Annotated in this window: 11 protein-coding genes; 3 read left to right on the forward strand and 8 right to left on the reverse strand. The window is 65.2% G+C overall.

What is annotated here, in order from left to right; genetic code table 11:
- Positions 1-35 precede the first annotated feature (35 nt).
- Both ACNJ7E_RS26735 and ACNJ7E_RS26740 read right to left on the reverse strand, forming a co-directional pair.
- Positions 36-440 carry a hypothetical protein gene (locus ACNJ7E_RS26735; protein ID WP_418341370.1) on the reverse strand — a complete coding sequence of 135 codons (405 nt, stop codon included), beginning with the start codon at positions 438-440 and terminating at the stop codon, positions 36-38.
- Between the two features lie 30 nt (positions 441-470).
- Complete coding sequence (locus tag ACNJ7E_RS26740; RefSeq protein WP_418341371.1) at positions 471-686, reverse strand: hypothetical protein; 216 nt, start codon at positions 684-686, stop codon at positions 471-473.
- Between the two features lie 1,183 nt (positions 687-1,869).
- Here ACNJ7E_RS26740 and ACNJ7E_RS26745 point away from each other — a divergent pair.
- The gene (locus ACNJ7E_RS26745) at positions 1,870-2,190 is read left to right on the forward strand and encodes a hypothetical protein (protein ID WP_418341372.1); all 321 of its coding nucleotides are present in this window, start codon (positions 1,870-1,872) and stop codon (positions 2,188-2,190) included.
- A 187-nt stretch (positions 2,191-2,377) separates the two neighbouring features.
- A complete protein-coding gene (locus ACNJ7E_RS26750; protein WP_418341373.1) occupies positions 2,378-3,124 on the forward strand; it encodes a hypothetical protein in 747 nt (248 codons plus the stop codon).
- Positions 3,125-3,394: 270 nt separating this feature from the next.
- Here the strand turns inward: ACNJ7E_RS26750 and ACNJ7E_RS26755 are convergent, their stop codons facing one another.
- Complete coding sequence (locus ACNJ7E_RS26755) at positions 3,395-3,820, reverse strand: hypothetical protein (RefSeq protein WP_418341374.1); 426 nt, start codon at positions 3,818-3,820, stop codon at positions 3,395-3,397.
- Positions 3,817-4,428 (reverse strand): DUF433 domain-containing protein, encoded by a 612-nt coding sequence (locus tag ACNJ7E_RS26760; protein WP_418341375.1) that lies wholly within the window; start codon positions 4,426-4,428, stop codon positions 3,817-3,819. Before ACNJ7E_RS26760 ends, ACNJ7E_RS26755 begins: the two co-directional genes overlap by 4 nt.
- Positions 4,429-4,746: 318 nt before the next feature.
- Here ACNJ7E_RS26760 and ACNJ7E_RS26765 point away from each other — a divergent pair, with 318 nt between their 5' ends.
- Complete coding sequence (locus tag ACNJ7E_RS26765; protein WP_418341376.1) at positions 4,747-5,418, forward strand: DUF6338 family protein; 672 nt, start codon at positions 4,747-4,749, stop codon at positions 5,416-5,418.
- 553 nt (positions 5,419-5,971) lie between these two features.
- Here ACNJ7E_RS26765 and ACNJ7E_RS26770 read toward each other — a convergent pair.
- The 4 genes from ACNJ7E_RS26770 to ACNJ7E_RS26785 are packed head-to-tail and all read right to left on the reverse strand — an operon-like array spanning position 5,972 to position 13,192.
- Positions 5,972-8,845, reverse strand: coding sequence for a helicase-related protein (locus ACNJ7E_RS26770; RefSeq protein ID WP_489686845.1), 2,874 nt, complete (start codon positions 8,843-8,845; stop codon positions 5,972-5,974).
- On the reverse strand, positions 8,842-9,423 hold the full coding sequence (locus tag ACNJ7E_RS26775) for a DUF6262 family protein (protein ID WP_418340445.1): 582 nt from the start codon (positions 9,421-9,423) through the stop codon (positions 8,842-8,844). Before ACNJ7E_RS26775 ends, ACNJ7E_RS26770 begins: the two co-directional genes overlap by 4 nt.
- Entirely contained in the window at positions 9,420-12,026 is a 2,607-nt protein-coding gene (locus ACNJ7E_RS26780) for a site-specific integrase (RefSeq protein ID WP_241962424.1), read from the reverse strand. The genes ACNJ7E_RS26775 and ACNJ7E_RS26780 overlap by 4 nt, the downstream gene beginning before the upstream one ends.
- A complete protein-coding gene (locus ACNJ7E_RS26785) occupies positions 12,023-13,192 on the reverse strand; it encodes a site-specific integrase (protein ID WP_241962425.1) in 1,170 nt (389 codons plus the stop codon). Before ACNJ7E_RS26785 ends, ACNJ7E_RS26780 begins: the two co-directional genes overlap by 4 nt.
- Between the last annotated feature and the right edge of the window lie 141 nt (positions 13,193-13,333).

Raw genomic sequence — 13,333 nt, forward strand, 5'->3', positions numbered from 1 at the left:
TGCCCGGTTCCCACCGACGTTTCGGATCGGAGTGCTTACGCCGCCTGGGCGGGGCGACCGCTGCGGCTGGCGATCAGTGCCTCAGCGACCGGCCCAAGGATCGGTTCCGGGTTCTCGTCCCATCCGGCGACCAGAACGGCGCGACCACGAATCGGTCGGTCGGTAACCGGGCCGTACCGGTGAACGATCGCGGTGGCCAGCTGGTTGACCGGGACGGCGGGGACATGCTGGTGGTTCGCCCCCACGAGCAGGCTCGCCGTGCCTTGGTGCGGGCCACGTCCGAGGACGAACCCGGTCGTGCCGACATCACCGACGGCGTCCATGGCCGCGCCGATACCGGCCGGGATGCGCAGGCTCGCCCACAACGGGTCTACCGGGAGGTCCTGGGCGGTCATGGTGCCGTCGATCTCGATGACGACGGCGGAAAAGGTGGTGCGCATGTGTGTCTCCTACTGAAGGGTTGGATGTGGTCAGAGGCCGAAGTCGGCCGGGACCAGCCGGATCTCGGCCGCTTGGATGTACGGGTCGTCGGGGACAAGCCCGAAGACCATGCCCACCAGCTCGGCACGCATGTCCATGTCCAGGTCGTCGTAGTCGGGGTCCTCCTCGACTCGCAGGTCGGCGTAGATCGCGCGCGCGACGGCGATGGGGTCGATGACCGTGTCGAGGACGATGGTGGTGCTCACATGAACCTCCGATGCTCGGATCAGGACCACCTGCCCGCCCTGATCGTTCTTTTTGCCTTGCTGGCAAAGGAGAGTCGGATCGGCGGTATCAGGACGGGGTGCAACCCCCTGGGCCGGAAGTTTCTCTGCGAGCGAAGCGAGTGCGGGAGAGAAAGTTCCGGAGCTGTGCCGGCGCTTGCGCCGCCAGGGGGTTGCGGCCCGGCCGCCGTCGATCAGAATCGGAAGGCCAGCAAGTCAACAAGAACGACGCTCTTCCACAGAGCGGAGCGCAGCGGAGCATCCGCTTGGGGGACACCGAAGGTGGCCTCGCCCGGGCCGACGGACCGCGGCCGCCAGACCGACAGCTTCCTGCACACTCTTGGCTCGCTTCGGTGGTCATCCACAGAGCCGCCGGTTATCCACAGACCTAGTTGTGGTCGGGACGAGTTTTATTGTTCACTCCCGCCCATGAATACGAGTCCAGGAGTCCGAGCCATCGCCAGCTTCGTTGTCGCTGGGGGAGTTTTCCTTACGGCCCTCGCGGCAGGTTGCAAGAACCGTGATGCGGCGCACTACGCATTCCGGGGCCTCATGTTGACGGCGGCGTTCGCCTAGTTGCCCAGGTGTAAGCTCTTGAGACTCGTGGGCAAATCTCATCTGGGATGGCCACTCAGTGGCCAGTTGGCCAATGATCCAGATCGTTCGGGGTGTCCCGATTGACGCCCCGAAAGCAAAAACATCACCGGACGGGGTTACCGGAACGGCGCTGGTCAGCGAGTTCCGGTCAACGGCCGGCTCCCGGGACGTGCCGGTGAGGGTTCGGCTTACGGTGCGGCTCGCGATCCTGAAGATATGCAGAACTCAGGGAAATAGGTTGGCCATCAGTCAGCTTCACTCGGGTTCGGTGGGCAGAGAATACTCATCTCCCATCCGACCCAGCCCCTCATGTCATCGATACAACCAGACCGATAGCGATTGCACGAAGAGTGCCGGGGCGCGGGGCGCAGCGCTTGGCTGTTCGCTGCGCAGAGCAGTCAGTGACCTTGTCGGCGTCCGGGTAGCGATCCGCTTACGGAACCACCTGTCCGCCGGCGCGCTGTCGGTCGGCGTGCCCCGCTGGTGGTTCCGTCATCGGCGACAAAGGTCCTCTCGCTCTCAGGTCCCGGATAGTAGGTTCCGACAAGACGAGACAGAAGGTGTCGACATGGTAAGCGAGCGTGAGCCGACCAAGAGATCCTTGACCAGGGGCCTGGTGCCGCTTCTTCAGGGCGTTATCGGGTTCATCGCCGGGTGTTTTCTATGGACCCTGTCACTCACCCTGCCGGTGATCGGGGGCCACTGGATGTTTAACGCAGTGGTGGTGGGGCCTGCGATTGCCGCCGCAGTTGCAGTATTGATTCACCTCAAGGCCAGGTCATTCGCCGTGTTCGGCTGGGCCGTATTTGCGGGCGCCACAATCTATGGACTCTCGTTCACGTTCCTGGTGCTAGTTCACGTGGAGCTAAACGAACTCGGATACGCGTAGAACTCCTACGCGCGTGCCAGGGGTCGGCATGGGCGCCGATCTCGTCCCGGGTGCCGGTTCCTGCAACGGGATACGGCTCTGGCCTAATCCGTGGCCCAAGGGTCCGAACGCGACCGGCCGCCACCGAGCGGTCCTCTCCGTTGCTTGAACACGTGTGGTGATTCGTCCACCGGTGGAGACTGAGGGTATGGCGAGTGTGTGGCGGGATTCGGACCTTCAATACGACGTGGCGGCTGGGCATTGGGTGCGCAACGCAATCGAGTCCGCCAGCAAGAACACGGTGGTATCGCTTGTGCCCGTCGGTTTCGAGGCCTACGGCCGTGTTCTAGAACCGGTGCAGTCGGTCGACGAAGGTGGGTACGAGCGTTGGCTGCGCTGGGCGGACGTCGCCCGCGCCACTGGCGCGATCGCGCACGCGTCGATGGAATTGGAGACGATGCTCGAATTCTCTCCTGAAGGGTACGTGCGGTCGACGCCCATCGTCCCGGAATCCCCGGTACCGCCGTGGCAGCCCCAGCAGTTGATAGCTCTGAGCGAGGTGCTCGCACAGCACACCACTACTCCCGAACACTGCTGGTTCGGGTTCTGGGAAGGCAACACCGCATTCGCCGGCATCCCCCTCGACGTTCCGAAGCTCACGGTCGAGGGCTTCCGGTACTACCTCCTGCGCGGGCCGGTCGCCCGGGCAGCGGACACGTTCCACGGGCTGGAAGCTCACTTGTGGTGGCCAGACGATCGAGCCTGGTACGTTGCAACACACTTCGACTTTCCATGCGCCTATCTCGGCGGCAGCACACGATGTATCGATGATGTGCTGAACACTGACTCGCTCGAAGCGTGGCCGGCGGCGACCCTGCAACAGATCACGGTTGATAGCGACCTTGTGAATACGGAACTTCTGCATAAGCGGGGACCGGGGCAACGTCCAGAGTAGGAGCGGAGGCCACGGATGGATTCCGTCGGCCGCTCCGGTAACCGATCCGCTACCGAAACCTAGCGAGACGGTCCCATCATCCTGCGATCCGCCGATTGGACGGATTCGGGTGTTCTGCGTCAGTCGACGGGATTCTCGACTGACTTCCCGGAGCCTTTGCCGCGTTTTCTCTGTCTGATTTCGACTTCAGGGTGTGGGGCGGGCGGCATGAACATCGGTCGCTACACGCGGCGTGACTCCGCCAGGATGATTACTTCTCAGTTCACGGGCCTAGACCTTGCCCTGATCTTGGACGACAAGCTCAAGCTTCGTGTGGCCCCGTTTGAGCAGATAGAACTGGGGAAAAGCGCTTGCCTCAATTTCGCGCACGATCAGCTCAAGTCCAGCCACCAAGTTCGACATTTCTCCGTACAGACTTAGACGGCCCTTTGCCGCGACTCTCGGAATCCCGAGCCAGCTGAGACCCTGCTCGCGACATTCCGTCCGCTCAGCGCCGCGTGTTGGATCCATCAGCTGGCGGGCATCGGTGGTCACGAAGAGTTCAGCGCCGAGTCCCGCGACCTCACCGAAGAGCGGAATATCCTTTACGGCAGGGGCGGTGTCCTTACCGCCGACTAGGAACTGATGTCGAGGACAGATCAGCGAAAGTGCAGCAACCATCTTCTTGTTGACGCATTCGTCGATGAAGATCTTCACCCCGCTAGGCCCTCAACTTCCTCCTGGAAAGACACCGCATCGGCAACGGCGTTGGGCGAAACTGTGGGGTAGAAGTCGGGAACTTCGTCGGCTGTGACGTCGCCGTCTGCGACGAGATCGGCGATCGTGTCGAACGGCACCCGAGTGCCTCGGATCGTTGGCCAGCCGCCGATCCGATCCGGAGCAACGCTGAGATTCTCGCGGGGATGCTCAAAGTCGGAGACGACTCGATCCGAGCTGTTGGTGAAGCTTCGGTAGACGTCGTTGATCGTGACCAACTCGAACTGACCAGGATTCTTGACTAGATCCATGAAACGGTCTTCGTTCCAGACGACAACGGTCGTGCCATCCGTCGCAAATCGGTACGCCGCGGGGTGCTCAGTGAGGTCATGCTCGGACAGATTGCTAAAAGCGGTCTTGACCTTCTGCAGAGATACCTCAGATCTGAGGTAGCACACACTACGTAGCGCGACGAGATCACGGAATGAATAGAGCATTGGCCGGCTCGGGCGAATCTCCGGCGTAACCAGGCCAGCTCGGCTCCAACGCCGCAACTGATTTACCGATGCGCCGGTGAGCGCGGCAGTTAGTTCGACGGGAAACGACACACATACCACCCTCTCCCGACAAGTCCAGCCAATCACTCAATGTGACCGACATTTTGGATCGCAGGCCGACAGACATGTGACCCAGGCCGCACGCTTACCGGTGCTGGCTGATCGTAGATGGACAAGCCAGTTACTTGCCAGTACACACACGAGGTGCGAATTGGCCAAGATTCGCGTCTACCTGCCGCGATCGTTCGAGATCGCGCTCAGTGCATTCGTGTCGGCCGACAACCTATCTGCGGACCGCGAGGATGCAGGATAGAGAAGCGAGTCGACACCTAGGGAACCGGTTCCGTAGAGCTGCTGCAGAATAGCGGTGTGCTCGCAACCTTCCAGGCTCTCGCGGTATTCATCACGTCCGTACTGCCCGGAGCCGTGTTCACGTTCGCCTTCGAACGGGAAAGTCACCGAGATACTACGGTCGATTTCAGTGAGCGGTTGGTGCTCTTCGCAGCAGTATCGTCTTTCTTCGCGGTTCTCTCGGCACCACTTCTCTACCAGCTATACCGTCTGTTCGTTGCGACGGACGCCGTTCAGAATGGAGAGCCCCTTCCTTGCTGGGTGTGGGCAATAGGGCCGCCATATGTAGTAATTCCGTGGCTTCTCGGCTGGTGGCTAGGGTCCGCTGCCCGAAGCCGTCATTGGTTAGCTCGTCCATTCACGGGCTACCAACCCGATCCGCGCGGGTGGGATGCTTTGTTCCGCACACCTAAGTTGGGTGGCTACGTGAAACTTCGTATGAAGGAAGCCACAAACAGCAACTACTGGCTGCTGGGGAAGTGGGCGAAGCAGGACACTCCAGGCAGTCGCCTACCGGACAGCGTCGCGGCCGGCTTTCCGTACGAGCAAGACCTCTATCTTCTCGACACCTGCGAGATCACGCAGGAGGGACTTCCTGTCACGGAAGAGGATGGTAAGTACGTTTCACTGAATACTGCGCTTCTCGTCCGATGGTCCGAGGTCGCATATGCTGAGTTCATCGAAGGTTAGGAGGCCCAGATGGCAGACAGCAACGCGAAGCCTTCGCCAAACTCAGAGCATCGGCGCGGTGGTTTTGAGCATCGGCACGGTGGCTATAAAGCTGGGAAGCCAGCGAGTCAACTTAGCCCGTCAAAGAAGGTGAAGACGGTGCCGAAGTCGCAGGTTGATGCGCCCCGGCAGCCGAGGCAGCCTCGCGCCACCTAACACTGAATCAGCCCCGGGGGAGCAGCTTCGTAGCCTCGTATGACCGCTTCGGCCCAATCGTCGGAAACTAGGTGGTACCAGATGCCGAGACCGCGAAATGCCGGATGCGTTCATGCCATGACACATATCGTTTAGCGCATGAATCAGCCGAAGTGCAGCATCTGTACCAGCGAGCAGTCCGTCATGCGGCGCTACTCCGATGATCATGCTGGCGTCTACTCATGTTCGGAGTGTGGGTCGTTGACTACCGCAGAAGGCCAGTACGTTAACGAGGAAAATCTGAAGTGATGCAGCCATAACTGCTGCCACGCAGCGGGCACGACCAGCAGGTTTTCTTCTGGTCGTGCCCGCTGCGTGTCTACCTTTCCTGACCTGTATCGCGGCTGCGTTCGGCTCGCAGGGCGGGTGGGATCCGCTCGATCGTGGCGGTGTTCGTTGCGGCGGCCGCGGTTGGGTGGGTGGGGTAGTCGGACTGGACCAGCCGCATGACCTCGGCCAGCTCCTGGTCGGTCACCGTTTCGGCGGCGGCCGCTGGCTGGGCGCCGTTGGCGCGCGCCTCGGTCAGTGCAGCGTGGTCTCGTTCCCACACCGCCACCGGTGGGATGGCGGCTTCCGCAAGCGCGGTTCCGACTGCCTTCTCCGCGGCGGAGATCGCGACGTCCCGGTTGGGGAAGGTGCCGCTGTCGAGGGTTTCCCTGTCGTTGTGGGCCGACCAGTACCAGTCGCGGCCGGTCCACCTCACCACGGCGCCGGGATCGCCGGTGTCACGATCGAATCCCGCGGTGAGCTCGGAGCCGATCTCGTCGGTGCGCTGCCACCGTGGTGGCTGCGGGTTCGCCGCCAGCTCGGCCTTGCGTTCGGCATGCTCCTTCGCGGCCGCCACCATCCGGGCCGGGGTGGCTTCCCGCAGCTCGTCCTCGGTCATGCCCTGGTCTTCGGCGTGCCCGCGGGTGGGGTTGAGATCGCGGGTCCACCCGCGGTACATGCCCGCGGCCGCCAATCGTTCCTTCGTCGCCTCCTTCTCGGCGAGCGCCTCGGGGGAGTTCTCCCGGGCGGCGAGGTCGGCCCGCATCTCGTTGTAGGTGTGTGTGAGGCGGGTGATCTCGTCGGTCTTGGCGAACGGCACCCCGAGCTTGTCGGCGAGCTGCTCGGTCTGGGTGACCATGTAGTCGCGGTCCTTGACGTACAGGTCCATCGCGGCGGGCAGGTCGGCGGCCATGTTGGTCAGCCGGGTCACCATGCCGGATCCGCCGTCGGCGCTGCCGAGGGCGAGGTCGACGACCTCGGCGTCGACGGTGCGGACGATGCCACCGGTGAGCCGGAATGCGTACCCGCCGACCGGGAGCCGGCCCATCGAGATTTCGGCGCCGGCGATCTCGGCCACCAGGTGCTGGCCGTCGGGTTGGCGTTCGAGGTCGCGGACGATGTGCGCGAGCCGGGTTTGCACCGCCTTGCGTACCTCCGCCGGTTCGGCGAAGGAGACCGTGCGGCCGCCCACGGTGAGGGTCCGCTGTTTGCGGGGCAGTTCACCCCAGGCGGTGAGGGCGTCGGCGACCTCGCGGCCTTCCTCGATCTCCTTGGTCAGGATCGGCAATCGGGTGCGGTTGTCGTGCAGTTGCCACTTGATTCGCTCCTGGTCGGAGCGGTGGGCGCGGGCTTCGGCGCCCAGTTTGCGGAGCTGCGTTTCGAGTTCGACGACCTCGATGTAGCGGGGATCGCCGGTCGCTGCGGCCTTGGTCGCGGCCATCGACGAGGTCATGTCGGCGCTGCCGATGTCTTCGGCCTCGGAGAAGTCGATCGCGCCGCGGCGGAGCTGCTCGATGTAGGCGGACTTCTTCTCCACGGTCTGCCACTTGGTGGTGTCGTAGGAGCGTTCCCCGACGATGTTGATGATCTCGACGGTCTTGTTCTGGTTGCCCTGCCGGATGATCCGGCCCTCGCGTTGTTCGAGGTCCGCGGGCCGCCAGGGGCAGTCGACGTGGTAGAGCGCGGTCGCGCGTTTCTGCACGTTCATGCCGGTGCCCATCGTCTCCGACGAGCCGATGAGCACTTTCACCTCGCCGCGTCGGCAGGCGGCGAACAACTCCCGCTTGTCCTTCGGCTTGGGGTAGTCCTGGATGAACTGGACCGCGCCGGGGGACATGCCGCGGGCGACCAGGTCGGCGCGGATGATGTCGTAGACGGTGTCGTCGCGGCCGGTCTTGGGGGTGCCGCGGTCGAGGAACACGATCTGCAGACCGCCGGGGCGTGGTTCCGGGTTGCCGGCCTCGTCGTAGTAGACGGTGTCGGCGGTGCGTTGCTCGATCTCCCAGAGCTTGTTCACCAGCAGGTCGACCCGGCCTTCGCCCGGTGGTGGTGCGTCGAGGCCGCCGAGGCGGGGGTCGAGGGTGACGTTGGCGCCGTCGCTGCCGATCTTGAGTGGGTTGTCGATGTGCGCGGTCTTGCCGGTGTACATCTGCATCCGCTCGTCCAGGTCGATCATGAAGTCTCGGACCTGTTGCGGCATTTCGAAGGTCAGGTTCTGGCGGCCGCCGCCGGCGATCTCGGGAAGGGTCGCGGGGACCTGCTCGCGGATGACGACGTCGGTGAACTGGGCGTTCATCGCCATCAGGGCGGGCAGGTTGACGAACTTGCCGATCCTCGACACCGACCGCAGTTCGGAGCCGGTGACGTTCATTTCCACCGATTGGCGCATCGCGGCGAAGTTCGCCGCCCAGGCGTCGATATTCTCCATGCCGCCGGCCTCGAGCAGGTCCGGGCGCAGGTACTTCGTCATCACCCACAGCTCGGACATGCTGTTGGCGACCGGGGTGCCGGTGGCGAAGGTGACGACCTTCTCCGGGACGGGTTTGCGGCCCTCGACGGCGGCGCGCTGGCGGTACTTACGCCGCAGGTAGGACAGTTTCATGTCCAGGTCGGTGGCCCGGCTCGACCCTTCCCGCAGCGCCAGGTCGGCGTTGTTGGACTGACGGGAAAGGTTCTTCCACATGTGAGCCTCGTCGACTTTACCGACCGCGGACGCCCGGATACGCCTTTGACCTGCGAGTATGCGTAGTTTACATGTTCGCGATGATGGCTTGGGTTTGGCGGCGCGGCGTGTCGGATCGAGTTTTGCGCGTAGGGGGCCGGGTTGGTCGAATCCCGAATTCGTCCCGCGAAGATGGTTCGGGATTGCGGGGAGTTCGACGGTCTGGCAGGTGGGCGGATCAGAGCGTGCCGGAGTGGTGATCATGGGCGAGTCCGTGCATCGGCCAGTTGTGCTTCGAGGTCGGCGATTCGCCTGTCTTGGAACCGCAGGTTGGAACGCGCGGCTGTCAATCGCTCGTCGAGGCCGCGGTTGTCGCCGGCGAGTTGGTGGACGCGTTGTTTGAGCGTGGTGTTCTCGGTGGTGACGCGCTGGATGGATTCCTCGGTCCATTCGGCTTCCAGGTCACGGATGCGGCCGAGGAGTTCGCCGATGCGGGTGCGTTGAGTCAGGATTTCGGTGTTGGCGGACTTGAGTCCGTGCTCGGCGTTGAGGGCCCGCTCGCGCCAGGTCGCCTCCTGCCGATCGTCGGGTTCGTCGCGAGGTTGGTGATGTTGTTCGCCTGCTGCGGCTTTCGCTGCGTCGATCGCGGTTCTGGCCTCGGCGTTGGTGTAGAGAAACGTTCGAGAAACTCGTGCGTGGCGGGCGACGGCGGCCGTGCTGACGGGGGTTCGTTCGCGGCGGAGCCGGGCGATGGCGTCGTGGACGCGGTCCACGGCGGCTTGGGTGGCGCGTCGGCGGGAGGCCAGCGCCGCGGCGGTGCGTGGCTGAGCCGGGGTGCTCATGCGTCGGTTTCTCCTTCGCTGTGGTCGTTCTCGGCGTGCGCGGCATCGGTGAGGTCGGCGGCGCGGAAGGCGACCGTCCAGACGCGGTGGAAGTAGTCCTGGGGTTTGCGCAGGTCGACCGCGAGTGCCTGGTCGAGGAGGCCGAGCCCTGCCAGGGCTTTCTCGAGTCCGTCGATGGCGCGGGCGGTGGGTTCGAAATGTTGGTGCAGGTAGTCGGCGGTGGCGTCGTCGGGTGCACCCTCGGCGAGTTGCCGCCATTGCTCGCGTTTGCGCCGCCAATACAGCAGGTCCGCGCCGGACAGGACGAACTTGTCGCAGTTGTGGCAGTCCAGGTTCCAGGGGCAGCTGCCGCCGTCGACGACGGGCTGGAAGGTGCAGAACCCGCCCTCGGCGGGGGTGCTGCGCCGCGACAGGTCGACCGCCAACGCCTGCGCCTGCTCACGGGTCATGGGTGTAGCGTCTCCGGCGAGGAATTCGCCGGGGCTGACCGCGCCGGGACCGGCGACCCAGACGTGCGCCAGCACCTCCTCGAGGTCTGAATTCGACAGGTGCACATAGTGTTCGGCCATTCGGTCGCTGACCTGACCCAGGTAGGTGCGGATGTGGGTGAGGGACGCGCCGGCGCGCAGCAGATTGGTCGCCAGGGAGTGTCTCGCCTGGTGGGGAACGGCAGGGCCGATGTCGAGGGAGTCGACCCATTCTTTGAACCGGCGGTGGAACCATTGCCTGCTGATCGACATGCTGCCGTCGGGGTTGAGGCGGGTGGCCGGGAACAATGCCATGCGTGCGCTTTCGGTGTCGGTGGGCCGGCGGCCGTGTTCGGCGATGAACCGGTCCATGGTCTTGCGTTTCCGCTCGGCGAGCAGGTCGTGGAGTCGTTGGGGGATGCGGATGGCGGCGTCGTAGTTGCCGACCTTGGTCTGGTCGTGCCAGAACATCGGCAGTCCGCCGTAGCGGCCCAGGCAGTCCCATCGGACGCCGACCACCTCGCCGATGCGGCGGCCGGTGATGACGGTGGTCTCCCAGATGTCGCGTAGTCCGCGGTCGAGCGGATCATGGATGTCGGCGAGGCGACGCAGGTTGTCGGGGTCGGCCAGGGCCCGGGCGACCTCGTCGGGGAACGGGCGGCGTGGGGTTCGCCCGGTGGTCGCTCCGGCGGTGGGGACGGCGACGATGAATTCGCGGCGCAGCCCGATCCGGTCGGCGCTGCCGTCGTCGAGGGCTTCCCGCAGTATCTTGCGGACGGCGTTGAACACCAGTGACCGTGTCGTGGTGGTCACGGTGCTGGCCGACCCGTCGGGGCGTTTCACTGCCAGCGACGCCAGGCCGTCGCGTTCGCGGCGGCGTTGGTCGGCGACGAACCGGCGCATGTGCTCGGTGCCGAGCACTCGTGGGTCGTGGCCGCCGTCCGGGGCGTCGATCTCGAGAAACGCTCCCAGTTCCACTGCTGCCCTGCGGGTTGCGTCGAACACGCCGCCGGTGCGGGGGCAGCGCGCAGAGGCCAGCAGGCCGGCCAGGTGGTCCCAGGTGAGGTCGCGCAGCCAGCGTTGGCCGATGTCGGTCAGATCGAAGTGGCTGCCCCGATGCGGGAACCGGACCCCAAAGTGATCGGTTTCGAGGAACCCGGCGTCCTTGGTGTCGGCCGGGGTGAAGTAGACCAGCCGCAGCTCGCGTTGCACTTCCTTGATGATCGCCGCGGCCGGTACCGGGGCCTCACCCGCGCTGCGGTCGAAGTCGGTCAGGGTGTCCAGTTCCAGGGCGCGGCAGGTGGTTACCAGCGAGCGGATCCATCCGAGATCCCAGCGTTGGGGCCGGGCGCGCCGGGCGTGGATGAAAAGGCCCCACTTGAGCTCCGCGCGCACCAACGGCCGCAACCCGAGCAGGTTGATCTGCCCGCGGAACGGCGGCGCTGCCGCGGCGGCGCACCACCGTCGGAATTCCTGCTCGTCGTCGTAGCCGACCGGGACCCGCCGGCCGTTGTTCTCGTAGCGGTGCCACCAGCTGCGCGGCAGTGCCGCGCCGCCGGGCTTGCCGTCTCGGGTGTAGCGGGCGCCGTGGCGAGAACACAGTCCCAACGGTGAGTCCGCCCGGTTGCCACACACCACCACCTGGCATGGCCCGTATCCGGGCAGCGCCTGCTGCCCGGTCAGCCACGTCTCGAAGTCGCAGCCTGCGCCTTCCGCCTTGCGGTCGCGGAGCCAGCGCATCGAGTGCGCTCGGCACAATTGTTGATCGGTCTGGGCGACCGGGCGGTCCGGACAGAGCCGACACGCGGCGTCGGCGACCCGGACGTGACGTGCCAATCCCGTCGCCGCGCTCAGGAACGCGGCCTTCCCGACACCATGTGCCCGCTCACGCGCCCACTGCTCACGATGCTGACCACACAGATCCAGGCCAGCGCTGGCGGGCCGCTCACAGTCGGCGACAAGACATTCCCACCGATAAACCGGATGACCCGGCGGAACCTCGATCACGTCGGGACGGAAGATCGGGTCGAACGACGGGCCGTTGATCAGCGCGGTCAGGATCTCCAGTCGGTCACGGCCCTCCCGGTCGTCTGGCTGTGTGAGGGCGGCCGGCAACAGTCCGATCGGGGCGTTCACCGCTGCCCTCCCCAGACCTGCCGCAGCGCTGCGTCGAATGCCGGGTCGTGCACGTCGATATGCCCGTAGACCTCGCCGACCATCGCCGCCGATGCCCAGCCGCCCGCGTCGCGGGCGATCAACAGGTTGCCCTTCGAGGCGTCGAGCACGGCACTGGTGAAGGAGTGCCGGAATTGGTGTGGTCGCACCTTTCCCAGTCCCGCGCGGTCTCCGGCCCGCGCCAGCATCCGGCGAGCGGCCACCGGCGCCCACGGCCGCCCCGCCGCGGCGCCGTGCAATTGCACCAGCAGCATTCCGTGATCTGTTCCACCACAAGGGTATTCGCCGGTGATGTAGTCGAAGTAGGTGTGGATCATCGCCGGGCTGACCCGCTTGACCAGGCCGCCGGTGATCACGCCGTCGTCGACGCGCCACGGATGCTTCGTCTTGGCCTCGGCCCGGTTCGGATTGTCCGGCCGGTGACACACGTGCAGGTGCGGTGCCCGGCACTGCCCGCAGTCCGCATCCTCGCGCAGATGCAGGTCGACCAGATGCAGCCCGCACAACTCACCGATCCGCAAGCCGGCATCTCCAAGCCAGGTCACCACCATGGCGTCCCGCGCCGAATTCATCACCGGCAGAAGAGCGTCCCGCGCCCCGTCCGGCAGCATCTTCGGATGTCGCCGCCGCGGCCCGGTCGGCGCCAGCGGATTCGCCGGCAGCGATGTCGCAACATGCCCCAGAAACGAGCGCCGCCGGTCCGCCCGGGTCGGCAGTCGGCGTTTGTCCAGGCCCGCGCCCAACTCCGGATTCATCCCCAGCGCGGCCTGATGCAGGTAGAACCCCTTCACGCACGCCGCCGCGGTCGTCAGTGCGGCATGCCCGTACGGGCGTTTGCCGACCCGCCACGGCTCGCCCAACGGCATCGCCACCTCGGCGCCGACGATGCCCATGTACCGCTCCAGATCCCGCAGCACCACCTTGTCCAACGTCAGGCACTCGCGTTCCAGCCAGCGCAGATGATCCACCAACAAGTAGGCATACGTCCGCTGCGTGCCCGACCCGTCGAAACAGCGCAGGAACCGGTCCGCCTCCCGATGCTCGCGCCCGTCCGGCCAGACGATCGTCCACGATCGCCGCCCGCCGGCGCGGTCGATCCGCTGAACCCGGAGGTCCCCGACCACCATTCGCAACACCACACGCCCTCCAAATCTCGACCCGAACATGACGGACATCCCGATCCGTGGTCGGTAAACAACCACGGGATGTCGGTGAAGTCACGCAGGACGAACGGCGTGTACGGATATATCTGCGGTCGGTAATGTCGA

The organism is Rhodococcus mengyinensis (genome assembly GCF_048381435.1).
GTDB lineage: Bacteria > Actinomycetota > Actinomycetes > Mycobacteriales > Mycobacteriaceae > Rhodococcus_F > Rhodococcus_F opacus_D.